The following is a 15,599-nucleotide window of genomic DNA, read 5'->3' as shown; positions in this document are numbered from 1 at the left end:
ACGATGGTTCACTATTTATCATGAACCATGGTTCACGTTAACGCAAGCGCAGATCCCCGGCCGTTGGAGAGACACATGACCCAAGCCCGAGCGCCACGCGCCGACGCCGTCCGCAACCGCAAGAAGATCCTGGCCGCCGCCCGCGCACAGATCACCGAGCGGGGACCGGACGTCGGAATGGACGAGATCGCGGCCGCCGCGGGAGTGGCTGTGGGCACTCTGTACCGGCACTTCCCGACCAAGACCGACTTGCTCGCCGCCGTCATCGCCGAGTACACGGCCCAGGTCGCCGCCGACGCCGAGGCCGCCCGCGACCGCGTCACCGCCGGCGCCCGTGCCCTCGACGAGATCAAGGCCTTCCTTGCCCGCGTCGTCGAAGCCTCCGCGACCAACCACGCCGTCAAAGCCGCCGCCCGCACTCTCGGTGCCGACACCGGTGCCGGCACTGACGAATACCGCGCCGAAGCAGCCCTGGCCGCTCTCATCCAAACAGCGCAGGCAGACGGAGACGTCCACCCCGACGTCACGGTCGACGACATCTACCTGCTCTTCTCCACCGCGCCCACCGACCAGCCCCAAGTAATCCGCACCCGCTGGCTCACCCTCGTCCTGCCCGGCCTCACCACCAGCGCTCGCACCACCGACGGATGACACCGGTCCGGGCGGCCATCGACGCCGTCGCGGCGCGGAGGTACGCCGGCACACTCTGTTCGCCGCCAAGGATGCTTTTCGGAGGTGGGCTACAGGCGAGCATCGATGGACATCATCTCGGCGCGCGCCGGGACCTCGACGAAGCCCCTGTAGCGTCCTTCACCGCGATGTTCGCCGGCATGTACGAGCGGCTGAGCGTCTACTTCGCGGAGCAGTTCGAGAGGGGCGGCACGGTTGGCGAAGAACATCGATCTCGACGCCAGCTGACACATGCATGGGTCTGGGACAAGGAACCGACTGGAGTTCGCCTTGGCGGCGATCTCGTATGCGGCTGCCGCGAAGGACCACGTCGAAGCGGAGAAGATTGTCGGCGAGCACATGGCATCAGACACCGATCCTCTCCTGTGGGCTCCACGGATATCCCTCACGACCGTCCACGCGAGGTTGTCACTGGCGCCGCGGAAGATCTCCGCCTGCAGCGGGCCGATGAAGGAGGTGTGCCCGAACACCTCCAGGACCACGAGGCCGTGCAGGTGGCCCCAAACGCTGATGAAGAGGGCGGCGCGGCCTGTGGCGGCAGTCCGCCGACCGCTTCGGGCGGCAGTTGCAGGAAGTGCGGGGCAGCGGTGGAACCTCGATGCGGCTCAGTTGCTTGTCAGTGAACGCACCGAACAACTCCTGGTGGAAGACGGCTGCGAGCCTGCGGGCGCAGGCGGTCGCGCGGCCATCGGCGGGCGCCTTGTGGTGGAGGACTGTGCAGCGTGATCGACTCCTGTGCCGCGTCGAGGATCTCGCGGGTCGCGGTGGCCCACCGGCGCTGGCGGAGCGGTACCGGGTCGGCATCAGGCGTCGTTGGGTCGTCCGTCATGCCGACGCCGTACTGTCTGCCTGACAGTGTCAGGCGTGAAGGCCACGGCCGGCGTCGCTGCCGACACCACGCGCACCGCACTGGACGAACTGCGCCGGGCCGGTGTCGCGCTGAGCGGCGAACCTGTCGTCGCCTGAACAGGCCGGTCCCGCCTGTTCGCCAGCGGCAGGGCCTCGCCTTTGCCTCTGCATGCCGGTGACGGTGACGGCCCGGAACTTTCTGCCGCCCGGCGTAGGTCCTCGACAGTGAAGCTGATGATGGCGGAAGTCATTCCGGTCGGGTGGAGCAGGAGCGGGCAATCCGACAGGTGACGGCATACACCCTAGGGTTTCTTGTCGGGCAGGGCCGCATACCAGGTGCCGTCATGTTCCGGTCCGGGCAGCCATGCCGGAGGATCGGCCAAGCCGAGCGCCTCCTCAGCCCACGTCAGCATGTACGCGTCCGTGGCCGCACGCGGCCGGGGTGCGCGGACGACCCCGCCCAACAGGATCCAGTCACGGTCGGGGAAGAGAGCGTACTGCTGGACGAGCAGGCCACTGGTGGTGTGCCAGCCGTCCTCTTCGATTTCTTCCAGGGCAGCAGCCGCGTTTGCAGCAGGCTGGTGGCCCAGGCTCTCGCATGCTGAGAGCTCAGCGTGCGTGGAGCACGGCCGAGGAGGATGCCCGCGATCATGGTCTCTCGGCCAAACCGCACGGCCTGGCGCCCCGTGCCCAGCGGAGCGGTCTGCCTGCCAACAGGCGGGAAACCGGAGATTTGCGTGTCGGCATGCCGGATGTCAGCCACGGCAGTCAAGCCCTGCGTGCCGGCTGCCGGGATGATGGAGACTTGGGTGTCGGCCGTGCGGGGATCATCACCTAAGATCACGCCCCCAGGATAACGACGTGCTGTTCTCGGGGTTGAGGAACCGGCAGACAGTCGCTGTCGAGCGATAGCGTCGTCGTTGCGCAGGTGGATGACCTGGTCGGAGTGGCCGATACCGTCGGTGTTGTAGTAGAAGCCGAGGTTGCCCCACGGCACGAGGTAGATGAGGTCGCCGTCTTCCGGGTCCGATCCCGGCGAGCCGGTGGTGTCGAGCTTGCGCGGCAGGTAGCCGATCTTCTCGCGGCCGCTGAACTCCTCCAACGTCAGGGTCAGCGGGAGCATCGACAGGAAGTCGCGGGTGGTGGCGTTGTCGGCGCCGATGACCACGTCCACGGAGACGCCGCGCGCGGTGAAGCGCACGACGCTGCCCTCGACCTGGCGGGCCGGGGTGGCGTTCGGCGTGCCCGCCGCACCAGCGGAGGCAGGGGAGGATGGCGGAGCAACCGGCCCGGAAGCCGCAGGTGCCGGGCCGGTGGCGGCACAGCCCGTGAGGGAGAGCAGCGACCCGGCGATCAGGGTCTTGGTGAGCACGGGCAGGGTCCTTTCCGTTCAGGTGGTCAACGGCAGCGGATCGCTGGACCGCTCATCGCAGGCACGCCAGAGTCAGCCCCATGGACGTTCGGTCCGCTGAGGGAGGCCGCGGGCGACGGGCTGCCCCGTCAGTCCTGCGCCAGAGGCCCCTCCTACGGCAGGCGGGAGGAGGCGGTGTCGGCGTCGCCGGCGGCGTCAAGGGTGGCGGCCCAGCTCGCGAGCAGGCGCAGGGCGTCGTGGGCGGCGGTGTCCGGGGCGGCGGTGTAGACGGTGAGGTTGAGGCCCGGGTCGGCGTGCAGGTCCATCGACTCGTAGTCGAGAGTGAGGTCGCCGACGGTCGGGTGGTGGAAGGTCTTGCTGCCCGCGTGGTGCAGGCGTACGTCGTGCCGGGCCCAGCGGGCGCGGAAGTCGTCGCTGCGGGTGGACAGTTCCCCGATCAGCTGGGTGAGGTCGGCGTTGAACGGGTCGCGCCCGGCCTCGGTACGCAGCAGGGCGACCGTGGTATCGGCGGCGAGTTCCCAGTTCGGGTAGAAGGCGCGCCCGGCAGGGGCGAGGAACTGGAAGCGCGCGATGTTGGCCGGGCCGCCCATGCCGGGGCGCCGCTGCTGGTAGACGGGCCAGTACATGGCGCGGCCCAGCCGGTTGACGCCCAGCAGGTCCATGCGGCCGTTGCGGATGAGCGCCGGGGCATCCGTCATCGCATCCAGCATCCGCTGCAGCCCGGGTCGCACCTTCGCAGCCTGGCGGCGGGGGCGGGGCCGGGCGCTCGCGGCGCGGGCCAGGTCGAACAGGTGCGCCCGTTCGGCGTCGTCGAGCTGGAGCGCGCGGGCGACGGCGTTCAGGACGTCCTCGGACACGCCGCTGATGTGGCCCTTCTCCAGCCGGGTGTACCAGTCGGTGCTCACCCCGGCCAGCACCGCGACCTCCTCGCGGCGCAGCCCGGGGACCCGGCGGCGCACGCCAGGCGCAAGCCCGGCCTGCTGCGGGGTGATCTTGGCGCGCCGGCCGGCGAGGAAGTCACGGATCTCGTTGCGGTTGTCACCTTCTTCACTGTAGGGACGGTCCGCAGCCGGAAGGGGGTCGAGGTTCTCCCCCCGATAAGCGTGACCTCCCGCCCGCGTGAACACGCCGGTTGGCTGGAAAGACCAACCGCACAAAGAAGGGTCCAGGTCGAACAGCGGCCGGCTTCGGTGATCGCCGAGCCCACCGACGCGATCATCCGTGTACGGCGGTCTGCGTGTGCGGCTCGGACCTGTGGCCCTACCGAGAGATCGAGAAGATCGACGGGCCGGTCCCGATGGGGCACGAGTAAGTCGGCGTCGTGGAGGCGGTCGGCTCCGCTGGACCAGGCCCTTCGCTCTGCCCGAACGCCTCATCACCGAAAACTCCCCGGGCAGCGCGACCCGCGCCGGCGCTCTCATCCACTACGCCCCGCGGGGCAACATCGGCTTCATCTACCGCGCCGACGGCAAGCACGACGACAACGTCATCACCCACGGTGCCGTCGAGTCCGGCATGGGCCGGCTGGAGCTCCTCGAACGAAACCCTGTCTACGTCGAACTCCTCAACCCGTAACCGCTCCCTGCGTCGGGCACACCGTCCGACCAGCTTCCCGTCATGAGAGAGAATACGACTTCACCGGCCAGGTCGCCTTCGTCACCGGAGCCCGCTTCGGGATGGGCCTGGCCGCCGCCCGCGCCTTCGCCGAGTCCGGCGGCCGTCGCCCTCACCGACATCAACGAGGCCGCCCTGAACCTCGCCGCGAGGGAACTCGCCGACGCCGGCCACCAGGTGCTCGCCATCGTGTGCGACGTCAGCGACGAGGACCAGGCCGCCGCCGCCGCCGTCGACCGCACCGTCGAGACCTTCGGCCGCCTCGACATGGCCTACAACAACGCCGGCATCCAGATCCCGCCCAGCGACGCAGCCCATCAACCGGCTCGGCACCGCCGAGGAGATCGCCCAGACGGTCCTGTGGCTGTGCAGCCCGGGAGCCGGCTTCGTCATCGGCGTCGCGCTGCCCGTCGACGGCGGCTACGTCGCCCGCTGACCCACCCTGCGGCTCAGCGTGTCACCGCATCGGGGGCCTGCGCGCTGTCATCCGACTCCGCAAGCCGTTCACCGATATTGAACATCGACATGAGTTATCTGCAGCGCTCCCCTGGGGGTTCCGTGGTCGATCCGGCAAGTGTCGGCAGCTGACGGTTTGCCGACACTGACGAGGTTGTCACTTCAGGTGTGTAAAGATCGTTTCTGATGGCCTGAGGTCGGTCTTTACCTGATGCGGCCTGGATAGGCGATGTCGAGTTCGATCAGCGCTTCGCGCCAGCCGATGGTGCGTTGTCCTTCGATCAGGCGGGCGGTGCTGGGCGAGTTCTTGATCTTTCCGGTCTCCTCCTTGGTGATGGCGCGTTCGCGGGCGCGTTTGTCCTCGATATTGATGATGGCCAGCCACAGCAGTTTGACCACGGCGTCGTCGCCGGGGAAGTGGCCGCGGGCCTTGGTGACCTTGCGCAGCTGGTAGTTCAGCGACTCGATGCTATTGGTGGTGTAGAGCAGCTTGCGGACCGCCGGGGAGAAGGCGAAGAACGGGGTGAAGCGGTCCCAGGCGGTCTCGAACACACGGGCCGCCTGCGGATACCTCTGGCCCCAGGTGGAGGCGGTGAAGTCGGCCAGGGCGTCGAAGGCGGCTTCCGCACTGGGCGCCGTATAGATCTTCTTGAGCTCGGCGGCCAGCGTGGCGCGGTCACGACGGGCGACCGGCCGCAGCGCGTTGCGGATCAGGTGCACGACGCAGGCCTGCACGATGGTGTGCGGGAAGGCGTGGTGGATGGCGTCTTCGAAGCCGTTCAGTCCGTCGGTGCAGGCGATGAGGATGTCGCGCACTCCCCGGTTGCGCAGGTCGGTCATCACAGAGGTCCAAAAACGGGCCGACTCGCCGGCGGTGGCGGCATCGAGCGGGGTCTTGGCCAGCCAGATCCCCAGCACGTGCTTGTCGCCGTCGGCGTCGATACCGATCGCGAGGTAGGCGGGTTTGGCCTGGACGCTGTGGTTGTCGCGGACCTTGACCACGATGGCGTCCAGGAACACCACCGGGTAGACGGCATCCAACGGCCGTGCCTGCCAGGCGCGGACCTCTTCGAGTACGGCGTCGGTGATGTTGGAGATGGCCTCGTGCGACAGTTCGGTGTCGTAGATCTGGCGCAGGTGGTGCTGGATGTCGCGCACGCTCATGCCGTGCGCGTACAGGCTGATGATCATGTCGTCCAGGCCGCCGGAGACGCGGCCGGCCCGTTTGGGCACCAGCATCGGCTCGAAGGTGCCGGCCCGGTCGCGGGGCACGGACAGCCGCACCGGCCCCACCCCCGTCTGCACGGTCTTGCCGATCCTGCCGTTGCGGGAGTTGCCGCTGCCATGGCCGGCCACCTCGTGCTTGCCGTAGCCCAGATGCGCCGACAGCTCGCCCTCCAGCGCGCGTTCCAGCACCGCCTTGACCAACTCGCCGAGCATCGAGCCCTGCCCGGTCAGCCGCAGCCCGCCCGCGCTGTCGCGTGAGCGTTCCAGCAGCAGGTCCAGCACGTGATCGCCGAGCAGGTCCCGCAACGGCGTCTCGCCGTCACGCTGGGGGGATTTTTCCCCGCCATGATGAGCAGCCGCCCCCAGCAGCGCCGATGTGTCATCGTGCTGGTCTTGCCCCACCGCGGCCAGCGCGGTTCTTCCCCGTGTCGTGGACATGATCGTGTTCTCCCCCGAGATGGTCAATGATCTTTGCAGATTTCCGTCTACGTTTGGTGATCATTTCCACACCTGGAGTGATACCCCCACACTGACACGCGATTACACAGTCACTTTGGGTTTCTGCGGCACCCAAGCGCCGGGCCTACTCCGGCAGCAGGCCGGTCACGCCGGCGATTCCGCTACCGCCGCTCTTCGGTTTCCGGCCTCCGGCAGGAGGTGTGGCTTCCTGCTGGACGGCGTCGAACCTGGCCAGGTAGGCGTTGATGAAGTGGTCGCGGATGCCGTCGGCGCCGGGGGCCAGCGGGTCGGCGGTGGCGCCGCCGAGCCTGTCGATCAGGCCCGTCACCGGGGGCATCTTGTCGTGCAGCCTGCCGTGGGTGTCGAAGTAGCGTTCTTCGGCCACGTGGCCGAACAGTGGGGCGGGGGGGAGCTGGGCGACGATGTCGTTGTTGTTGACGAAGCGGAAGGTTCGGCCGCGGAAGGCCTGGTCGTAGGCGGCGGCGAGCTTGGGGCAGCAGGTGCGGGGCTGGCCGTAGGTGTAGACGCCGTCAGCCAGCAGCGTGGGGTCCTCGAAGTGGGTACGGGCGGCGGCGAGCATGGCCAGCGCTCCGCCCAGGCTGTGCCCGGTGAACCACAGCGACTGGCTCGAGGTGTGCCAGTCCTCCAAGGTCCGCAGCAGGGCGGGATGCACGACGTCCAGGGCGCGGTAGAAGCCGGCGTGGATGTTGCCGTCTGCGGCGGTGTATGGGGTGAGCAGGGTGTTGGCGTCGGAGAGCCAGTCGCGTAGCTCCTCGGGCTGGGTGCCGCGGAAGGCAACGATGATCATTCGGTCGCTGGCGGCGATGTAGGCCTGGGTGTCCTCCAGCGGGAACGGCGCGGCGTGCGGTACGCGGAAGCTTTTGACGCGGTCGAAGCCCCAGCTGTTGGCGGTGGCTTTGACCTGGCTGTCGTCTTTGTAGGCCAGGGCGGCGGCGTGGGCCAGGCGGCGGGCCTGGGCCAGGGTGTAGCCGGTGGCGGCGTGGTCGAAGGTGATCGCGGTCATGAATATCCCCTGTGAAACTCCCCGAACTGTCGTCACTGTCCGTACCCGCCACTTGACCAAGAGTCCGCACCTTGCGGGTAAGCCCCCTCCTATCGAGCAGACCCAGCCTGGTCTGGGAGGCGGTGCGATCGAGCCACGTCATCCCAGGCTGCTCCTCGCCTCGAACAAGAAAGACCGGCCGACGCTGTTCGAGCGTGAGCTGGTGCCGGCACCAGGACGGCGGCAAGGCGTGGCTCACCGCCCTCGGCCACGACGTCAACTGACAGTGATGATGGAGGGGTGAGCGCTTCCCGCCAGGGTCTGACCCATCAACTGACTGACCTTGAGGTCCTCAACGGGATCTGTCGGCCCTGGACGGGAAGCGCTCATCTGCACTCACCGGACGCGGCACCTGTGACTTCATAGGAGCCTGGCCAGAGGCCCCATCACTGTCTTGTCCGCGCTGCCCCGGCTGGTGCGTGCCGTCCCGCCCCCTCGGTCAGACGACAGGACGACGATGACCTCCATTACACCCGACAGCACGCCGCTCACTGAAGTCGCCGGCGGCGTGGACACCCACCAGGACACCCACACCGCGGCCGTGATCGATGGAGTCGGCCGGGTGCTGGGCACCGAGCAGTTCCCCGCCACCCCCGCCGGCTACACCGCCCTGCTCGCCTGGATGCGCGCCTTCGGGCAGCTGAGCCGGGTCGGGGTGGAAGGCACCGGCGCCTACGGAGCCGGGCTCACCCGGCTGCTGCAGGCCGAGCACATCAACGTGATCGAGATCGACCGGCCCGACCGCAAGAGCCGCCGCTTCCACGGCAAGTCCGACCCGATCGACGCCATCGCCGCCGCCAAGGCCGCCCTCGCCGGTGACCGCACCGGCACCCCGAAACGGCGCGACGGCCGCATCGAAGCGCTGCGCGCCCTGCGCATCGCCCGCCGCAGCGCCATCGACCAGCGCGCCGACACCCAACGCCAGATCAAGGCCCTGATCGTCACCGCCCCGGACGCCCTGCGCCAAAGCCTGCGGGGCCTGTCCAGCACGAAACTCATCGCCACCTGCGCCGCCCTGACCTCCGACCGCGAGGCCGCCGCCGACCCGACCACCGCCACCCAGCTCGCGCTGCGCTCCCTGGCCCGCCGCCACCAGCAGCTGTCCGCCGAGATCGCCGACCTCGACGAACTCCTGGACGTCCTGGTGATGGCGATCAACCCACGGCTGATCGCCGCCCATGGCGTGGGCACCGAGATCGCGGGACAGCTCCTGGTCACCGCCGGCGAGAACCACGACCGGATCGGCAGCGAAGCCGCCTTCGCCATGCTCTGCGGCGTCGCGCCGATCCCGGCCTCCTCCGGCAAGACCACCCGGCACCGCCTCAACCGCGGCGGCGACCGGCAGGCCAACGCCGCCCTCTACCGCGTCGTCCTGTGCCGCCTGCGCTGGGATGCCCGCACCCGCGCCTACATGGACCGACGCACCCAAGACGGCCTGTCCAAGAAAGAGATCATCCGCTGCCTGAAGCGCTACGTCGCCCGCGAACTTTACGGACTCATCACCACAACGAACGACCAGGAACGCTCCGATTGACATCCATAGGAGCATCCTGGACGTCACGGCCGCTCACCTCAATAATCGGGCCAGTCATCAAAGGACCGACCGGGGGCCCGCCATGAGACTGCTCTTCCGAACGGCCCTACTTCTGTCCCTCGTGACGGCGTCGCCGCTCGCGTTGGTGCATTCGGCTGACGCGCTCACCACGAAAAAGGTCTTCGCACGCTATATCGTCGACCCTGCCCTATGGAAGAGGGCGAGCCCTGCACCGTCTGGCGGCTGGGGCTGAGCGACGGGCGGATGATCCGACTGGCCGACGCGGTGGTCCCCGTCGCCACGCCGCACGGCAGCCAGGTGGCCTACTACCGCAAGAGCGACGGCGCCCTGGTCGTCCATGACCTGACCACGGGGAAGATCCGCGCCGTCCCGGGCACGTGGTCGCCCGACGCCGACCCGCTGAAATACCTCTCCCCGGCGGGCCGCTTCGCGGTCCTCGGGCCCTCGTACCAGGTGGTGGATACCTATACCGGGCAGGTCCACAGGCTGCCCTTCACGCCGGACCGGGCGATCTCCTTCAGCCCGGACAACGCTTACTTCGTCGCCCGCCGCCCGCGGGTCGTCCGCCGGCCGGAGGTGGACGAGGTCTTCTCCACCAAGACGTGGACCGTGGTGCGTCGCGGTTCGAAGTTCGGCGCCCTGGGGATGGGCGGCGCGGTCGTCGCCTACATCGATTCGGAGACCATCGGCAAACCCGTCTCGATCCGGTTCTGGGACCTGGCCGCCGACAAGCCCGTCGGCAGTCCCATAACGATCCCCATCAACGAATTCCCCCAGGGGCTTTTCTGGGACCGGGCCGACCATCTCGATGTCGTGAGCTACCTCCCCAAGAAATACCACCATGGAATGATCGTCCGCGGCAGCGGCTACCGCTGGCGCCGCGCGAACGACAAGCTCCGCATCCTGGACACCGTCCTCCCCAAGGAACGCAGGATCAGCGTCGTCAAGGGCAGCGTCACCTACTGACAGAGAGGGTCCTCGTCCGGCCCGGCCGCACCGTGGGCGCGGACGAGCAGGGCCAGCGTGGTGCGGACGTTGCGGCGCCGGGGGCGTCCGCCCGGCAACTGGGCGCCGCGGACACCGACATGATGGCCTGGTACGACGGCGACAAGACCGCCCCAGAGGCAGCCCTCGACGGCATCGAGGCGCACCGGCCGGGACGGGACCGATCGGCTCAGGCCGCCTCGACCTCCTCGTCTTCGCCATCCATGCGAGACGAACGACGACGAAGACAGAACCAGAGATCCCAGCAATCAAGCCCCGACCCCGCCGCGAGGTCCACGTTCAACCGCCGAACCAGAGCGCTATGGGGGAGCGAAGCGGGCTACGGCGGCGCGGGCCTGTTCGGCCAGCGAGAGCGGCGCCAGCGAGTGCTGCAGGTGGTAGAGGTAGCTGACAGGCGACGCGGCCAGCGCCTTCTGGCGTTCCGCTCCGCTCTGCCGCGCCGAGCGCCACAGGCCCAGCGCCAGGCCGCCCGCGCCGATGATCGCGGCGTCCCGGGCGGACGGCTGCACGGCGAGCAGCGCGAGGCCGGTCGCGGCCGCCGCAGGGGCCGCCGCCTGGATGTTGACCGCGCCGAGGACGGTGTCGACGCGCAGCCCGCCAAGGGCACGTCGCAGGTCGGTCAGCGCAGGGGCGAGGTGGTTGTCGTACGTCGCGCGCAGGTGCGCCGCCAGCACCTCCGCGTCGGTGATGCCGTCTGAGTGGGTGGCCTCTTCGATCAGCCGGGTGACGGCCTGCCTGAACCGCGCCCGCTCCCCCGAGTAGCGGGTCCGGAACTTGAGGATCTTGTGGACGGGGCAGGCGCGCAGGTCACGCGGAACGACCGTGGTGATCGCCAGGTTGACCAGCAGGCACCGCTGCTCCTCCTGCCCGCCGAGCGGGAGCGGGGCGCCGGACATCCCCGAGACGAGCCGGCGTGCGGTCAGCCCGGAGGTGGCCTGGTCGAAGGGGTCGTCGGCCAGCGGGAACGCTCCCAGCTCCGGGGCGAACTCGTCACCGAGGGTGAGCAGGTAGGCATGGGCGAGGCCGGGGTCGATCGCGAGACGCCCCCGCCCGATCCGCTGTGCCGTACCGGCCTCGAGGAGGAGGTCGGCCAGGGTGGGGGAGACCTTCCACAGGGCCAGCGCGCGGTCCACGTCGTACGCGCTGACGGGGTTGTCCGAGGTCACCCGGTAGCCGGTCAGATCGATCTCAGCCAGCGCGGCGGCGAAACGCTCCGCAGTGCGCTCGATGCTCCCTATGTCTGGAACGACCGGCCGAAGGAACCCCACGTCCGCCAGCGCAAGCTCGGTCCTGCTGATCCTGGGCAGCGAGTCCAGCGCGGAGACATTGGTGAAGTGGAACAGCCCGTCCAGGTAGAGCGCCACCACTTTGAGCAGGCGCTCGTCGCGGAAATGGACATGCGGATAATAGAGTCCGAACCAGTTGTCCACGGTTCCTCCAGAGGGATCTGATGGTTGTTCCCGTCCGGGCACGCTGAGACACTCGGCGGAGCAGCCGACTTCGGAACGGGACTATATGGATCCCTGGATACGGAAGTCCGCGAGGGAGGAGGTCGCCAAGCTCCGCCCGCTCGCAGGCGAGTCGGACGTGAGCGCGCACCGCCTCGCCCAGGCGCTGACCGACATCGGCAAGGGCCACTCCCAGGACGACGAGTCCACCCTGGCGGAGGGCCTTGCGGCGTTCCGCGGTGCTGCCGACGCCTGGCGGGCGTGGAGCGCCGTTGCGGACCAGCCGGCCGGCTTCCAGGAACGGGCGATCACGCTCCTCTATCTGAGCCAGGAGTTGCGGGTCAACGGAGGCGGCCGCCAAAAGGACGAGATCGCCGACGTGGACCAGGAAATCGTCGAGGTGTATCGCATCCTCGCCGAGGAGGAGCCGTACGGCTTCGAAGGCTCGCTTGCGATCGCGCTCACCAACTCCTCGATCAGCCTGGCAAGGGCGGGCCGGGGAGAGGAGGCCGTGGACGCGCTGCGTGACGCGTCCGCTTCCTGTCCGGCTGGGACAGCGTCGACTAGGCTGGCCGGCCCCGCTTTTGAAGCCCCCAGCCGCGGGCGTACGTGACCCGGACCTCACCCGCTCGATCGCCCCGATGAACTGCCGGGAGCTGTCAAGCTGCCCCTGTTTCTCAGTCTCGCCGGCGCAGCAGTGCCATGGCGATGGTGACCTGGGTAGGTTCGAGCGTGGCCTTGCCGCCTTCGACATCCCACAGTGCGTTCTGCAGCACGCGGCCGAGACTCCAGCCGACTGCCCGCCTCCGGTCGAGATCGAGGACCTCGGTAAGCAGGTCAAAGCGGCGCAGCACCGCGCGAGCCGCATCGCCGGTGGCCTCCACCTCCTCCCACCGGTTGTCCAGTGCCGGCAGCAACTCGAACCCCGGATCGCCGGCCAGCGGTTCAGGGTCGATGGCCAGCCAGGGTTCCCGTTCCCCGGCCAGGACGTTGTCGTAGTGCAGATCCCAATGCAACAGGCGATCGCCAGGCTCGCCGACCAACTCGGCCACAGCGGACGCGCAGGTGCGCACCAGCCGCTGCTCGCCAGGGTCCCGCAGCGCCGACACGGCCTGCGGGACCTGCTCGAGCATGGCCGCGGCGATGTCAGACAACCGTCGCAGCTCCCTTGGGGCGGGAACCGAGGTCAAGCGGGCCATCAGCTCGGCCAGGATCTGCATGGCCGCATCATCGTCGGCCACCGAGGACAGCGGCCGGGCCGCATCCAGGCGTTCCAGCAACTGCGTGCCGCTCTGCTCGTCATAGTCGAGCAGGCGCACAATGCCCTCGCCTCGCCACGCCCGCAGCCCGGAGGCGGTGCCGGCGGTCTCCTCCCGGAGTTGCTGAAGCTTGAGGACGGCGGGTGTCCGGTCGGACTGAAGTACGGGCAGGACCAGCGAGGCCATGCCGTACGCGGCCGGGCCGTCCGGCCGCAGCCGCCAGCGGTCCAGGAACTCGCCGCCCAGGCGAGGCAAATCGGCGAGCCAAGCGCGCGCCTCGGCACCGTTCACGCCATAAGACGCGGCGAACAGGTCGGGAACGTCGATGGAGGTCGACGGGTTCATGAAAGGCATCTCCTTCGTGGGTCCAGGGTCGATCTGCGACGAACGAAGGAGGTGACGGAGGTGCCCGATTACCGGGCAGGCGTCAAAGCATGCACCTACCTTACCCGGACGTGATCACATCTGATCGTTGATGACCCTTGCGCGGCCTGGCAAGCGTGCTCACCACCGTTCCCAGTGCAGGACCTCCTCGCGCGGGATGCGGGGAGCGGGCTTGAAGTCGGTGCCGAGGGTGAAGGCCAGCGGGATGAACGCCGCCAGCATGACCTCCTCGTACGGCACGCCGAGCACCTTGGCGAGCTCGCGTTCGAGCGGTCCCTGCGCGGTGGTCCACACGGTGCCCAGGCCGCGCGCCCGCGCGGCCAGCATGAAACTCCACACGGCCGGCAGGATCGATCCCCACGCCCCCGCCTGCACGGCCACCGGGGCGCGGTCGGTGCGTCCCTCCACGCCCGGGATGACGAACGCGGGCACCCGGTGGATGTTGTCGGCCAGGTGGCGCAGGCCGTCGAAGACCCGCTCGGTGGAGCCGCGATGGTAGTTCATCCGCCGCACGTCGCGTTCGGTCAGCGGTTGCCCGGTGGCCAGCGGCAGGGCGCGCAGGAAGATGTCGGCCACGGCCCGCCGCTGCTCGGGCTCGGTCACGACCATGAAGTGCCAGCGCTGCCGGTTGCGCCCGGTCGGTGCCTGCACGGCCAGGTCCACGCACTCCTCGATCAGCTCGCGCGGCACCGGGCGGGTGAGGTCCAGGCGCTTGCGCACGGCGCGGGTGGTGCTCAGCAGTTCGTCGGGGGTGAGATCCAGCGTCATGATGCGTGTCTCCTTCAGGCGGTGGGGGCAGGTACGGGTACGGGGCGGCGGGGACGCAGACCGAAGGCGGCGACGAAGGCGCCGAGCAGGGAGAAGCCGCCCGCCGTCAGGAAGGCGATCCGATATCCGGCCGGCGTGGAGCCGCCGAGCGTCATCATCGCCGCCAGCACCGCCACGCCGATTCCTGCGCCGATCTGGACGGCGGAGGTGACCAGCCCCGAGGCCAGCCCCTGCCGCTCGTCGGGCAGGCCGGCGACGGCGGCGATGTTGAGGCTGGGGAAGGAGAGCCCGTTGCCGATGCCGTGCACGACCAGTGCGGGCAGCAGCACCGTGAGGTAGTCGCCGGTGGCCCCGGCCCGCAGGAACAGCAGGATGCCCGCGCCCTGGACCAGCATCCCGGCGGCGGCCACCCGCCCCAGGCCCCACCGGCTGATCAGCCTGCCGGCCAGGTTGGCGGTGATGACGATGGCCAGGCCCATCGGGACGATCCCGAGCCCGGTGGCCAGCGCGGTGTAGCCGAGCACCTGCTGCAGATACAGGACGGCGACGAACTGCCAGCCGATCGTCGCGCACGCCCAGGCCAGCGCCGCGAGATTGGCGGCGCCCACCGTGCCGGACCTGAACACCTCCAGCGGGACGAGCGGTGCGGACCGCCGGCGCTCGATGACGACGAAGGCGCCCAGCAGCAGCACGGCCACGACACCGGCCGTCCAGTTCCGCTCCGTCAGCGCGAACACCGCCACCAGTACGCCGCCGGTGACCGCGACCGCGCCGGCGGCGTCGAACCCCTCGCGCGCCCCGGACGGCCGAACGCCGCGTGGCAGCACCAGCGGCGCTGCGGCCAGCACGAGCAGGGCGACCGGGACCGGCAGGAAGAACACCAGCCGCCAGGTCATCTCGGTCAGCAGGCCGGAGGCGATCAGCCCGGCGGTGTAGCCGGTCGCCCCGGCCAGCGAGTAGACCCCCAGCGCGCGGTTGCGCTGCGGCGCCTCGGCGAAGGTGGTGGTGATGAGCGACAGCGCCGCCGGGGCGGTGAGCGCGGCCGCCACTCCCTTGATCACCCGGGTCGCCACCAGTGGCCATCCGTCCGACAGGAGCCCGCCGGCCAGGCTCGCCGCCGCGAACACCGCCAGCGACAGCAGGAACACCCGGCGGCGGCCGAACAGGTCGGCGATGCGGCCGCCGAGCAGCAGGAAGCCGCCGTAGGCGACCGCGTAGCCGGACATCAGCCACTGCAGGGTGCTCTCCGGCAGCGACAGATCACGCCCGATGGCGGGCAGCGCCACGCCCATCAACGACAGATCCATCGAGTCCAGGAACACCGCGGCGCACAGCAACACCAGGGCCACCTGCCGGCGGCCGTCGGGTCGGGTCACGATCACTCTCCATCTGCATGCAAACAATTGGCGGACAGACGATTGGGACCGTATGCCTGCAAATCATCTGCTGT

Annotated in this window: 15 protein-coding genes; 6 read left to right on the top strand and 9 right to left on the bottom strand. The window is 69.3% G+C overall.

Translation table 11 applies throughout. The features are described from left to right. Positions 1 to 75 precede the first annotated feature (75 nt). Positions 76 to 651: a TetR/AcrR family transcriptional regulator gene (locus tag HD596_RS49825; RefSeq protein ID WP_185076306.1), complete on the top strand. Its 576-nt coding sequence runs from the start codon at positions 76 to 78 to the stop codon at positions 649 to 651. Between the two features lie 89 nt (positions 652 to 740). Here the strand turns inward: HD596_RS49825 and HD596_RS49820 are convergent, their stop codons facing one another. From HD596_RS49820 to HD596_RS49805, 3 genes are all read right to left on the bottom strand, one after another. Beyond that, on the bottom strand, positions 741 to 1,172 hold the full coding sequence (locus HD596_RS49820) for a hypothetical protein (RefSeq protein WP_185076305.1): 432 nt from the start codon (positions 1,170 to 1,172) through the stop codon (positions 741 to 743). Between the two features lie 773 nt (positions 1,173 to 1,945). Then, entirely contained in the window at positions 1,946 to 2,911 is a 966-nt protein-coding gene (locus HD596_RS49810; RefSeq protein ID WP_185076304.1) for a cyclophilin-like fold protein, read from the bottom strand. Positions 2,912 to 3,063: 152 nt separating this feature from the next. Then, positions 3,064 to 3,936, bottom strand: coding sequence for a helix-turn-helix transcriptional regulator (locus HD596_RS49805; RefSeq protein WP_313047674.1), 873 nt, complete (start codon positions 3,934 to 3,936; stop codon positions 3,064 to 3,066). 229 nt (positions 3,937 to 4,165) lie between these two features. On the opposite strand from HD596_RS49805, the gene HD596_RS49800 reads away from it, so the two are divergent. Together HD596_RS49800 and HD596_RS66220 are read left to right on the top strand one after the other, a co-directional pair. Continuing rightward, on the top strand, positions 4,166 to 4,486 hold the full coding sequence (locus HD596_RS49800) for a hypothetical protein (RefSeq protein ID WP_185076302.1): 321 nt from the start codon (positions 4,166 to 4,168) through the stop codon (positions 4,484 to 4,486). A 42-nt stretch (positions 4,487 to 4,528) separates the two neighbouring features. Further along, positions 4,529 to 5,113: an SDR family oxidoreductase gene (locus tag HD596_RS66220; protein ID WP_221519962.1), complete on the top strand. Its 585-nt coding sequence runs from the start codon at positions 4,529 to 4,531 to the stop codon at positions 5,111 to 5,113. Between the two features lie 72 nt (positions 5,114 to 5,185). On the opposite strand, the gene HD596_RS49790 is transcribed toward HD596_RS66220, so the two are convergent. Then, on the bottom strand, positions 5,186 to 6,574 hold the full coding sequence (locus HD596_RS49790) for an IS256 family transposase (RefSeq protein ID WP_446685872.1): 1,389 nt from the start codon (positions 6,572 to 6,574) through the stop codon (positions 5,186 to 5,188). A 217-nt stretch (positions 6,575 to 6,791) separates the two neighbouring features. Continuing rightward, positions 6,792 to 7,691 carry a lipase family protein gene (locus HD596_RS49785; protein WP_185076301.1) on the bottom strand — a complete coding sequence of 300 codons (900 nt, stop codon included), beginning with the start codon at positions 7,689 to 7,691 and terminating at the stop codon, positions 6,792 to 6,794. 496 nt (positions 7,692 to 8,187) lie between these two features. Between HD596_RS49785 and HD596_RS49780 the strand changes: the two genes are divergently transcribed. Next, entirely contained in the window at positions 8,188 to 9,264 is a 1,077-nt protein-coding gene (locus HD596_RS49780; protein ID WP_185076300.1) for an IS110 family RNA-guided transposase, read from the top strand. A gap of 210 nt (positions 9,265 to 9,474) precedes the next feature. Then, entirely contained in the window at positions 9,475 to 10,251 is a 777-nt protein-coding gene (locus tag HD596_RS49775; protein ID WP_185076299.1) for a hypothetical protein, read from the top strand. 338 nt (positions 10,252 to 10,589) lie between these two features. On the opposite strand, the gene HD596_RS63060 is transcribed toward HD596_RS49775, so the two are convergent. Continuing rightward, positions 10,590 to 11,720, bottom strand: coding sequence for a DUF6236 family protein (locus HD596_RS63060; protein WP_185076298.1), 1,131 nt, complete (start codon positions 11,718 to 11,720; stop codon positions 10,590 to 10,592). A 157-nt stretch (positions 11,721 to 11,877) separates the two neighbouring features. On the opposite strand from HD596_RS63060, the gene HD596_RS49765 reads away from it, so the two are divergent. Then, positions 11,878 to 12,351, top strand: coding sequence for a hypothetical protein (locus HD596_RS49765; RefSeq protein ID WP_185076297.1), 474 nt, complete (start codon positions 11,878 to 11,880; stop codon positions 12,349 to 12,351). Between the two features lie 64 nt (positions 12,352 to 12,415). On the opposite strand, the gene HD596_RS49760 is transcribed toward HD596_RS49765, so the two are convergent. The 3 genes from HD596_RS49760 to HD596_RS49750 all read right to left on the bottom strand — a co-directional run bounded on the left by HD596_RS49760 (position 12,416) and on the right by HD596_RS49750 (position 15,525). Further along, entirely contained in the window at positions 12,416 to 13,342 is a 927-nt protein-coding gene (locus HD596_RS49760) for an aminoglycoside phosphotransferase family protein (RefSeq protein WP_185076296.1), read from the bottom strand. Between the two features lie 159 nt (positions 13,343 to 13,501). Further along, positions 13,502 to 14,149, bottom strand: a complete 648-nt coding sequence (locus tag HD596_RS49755; protein WP_185076295.1) for a nitroreductase family protein — start codon at positions 14,147 to 14,149, stop codon at positions 13,502 to 13,504. A gap of 14 nt (positions 14,150 to 14,163) precedes the next feature. Then, entirely contained in the window at positions 14,164 to 15,525 is a 1,362-nt protein-coding gene (locus tag HD596_RS49750; protein WP_185076294.1) for an MFS transporter, read from the bottom strand. Positions 15,526 to 15,599 lie beyond the last annotated feature (74 nt).

Origin of the sequence: Nonomuraea jabiensis, assembly GCF_014204795.1 — a bacterium.
Lineage (GTDB): Bacteria > Actinomycetota > Actinomycetes > Streptosporangiales > Streptosporangiaceae > Nonomuraea > Nonomuraea jabiensis.
Note: the sequence above shows the minus strand (reverse complement) of the source record. Positions and strands in the feature narration are given on the sequence as shown.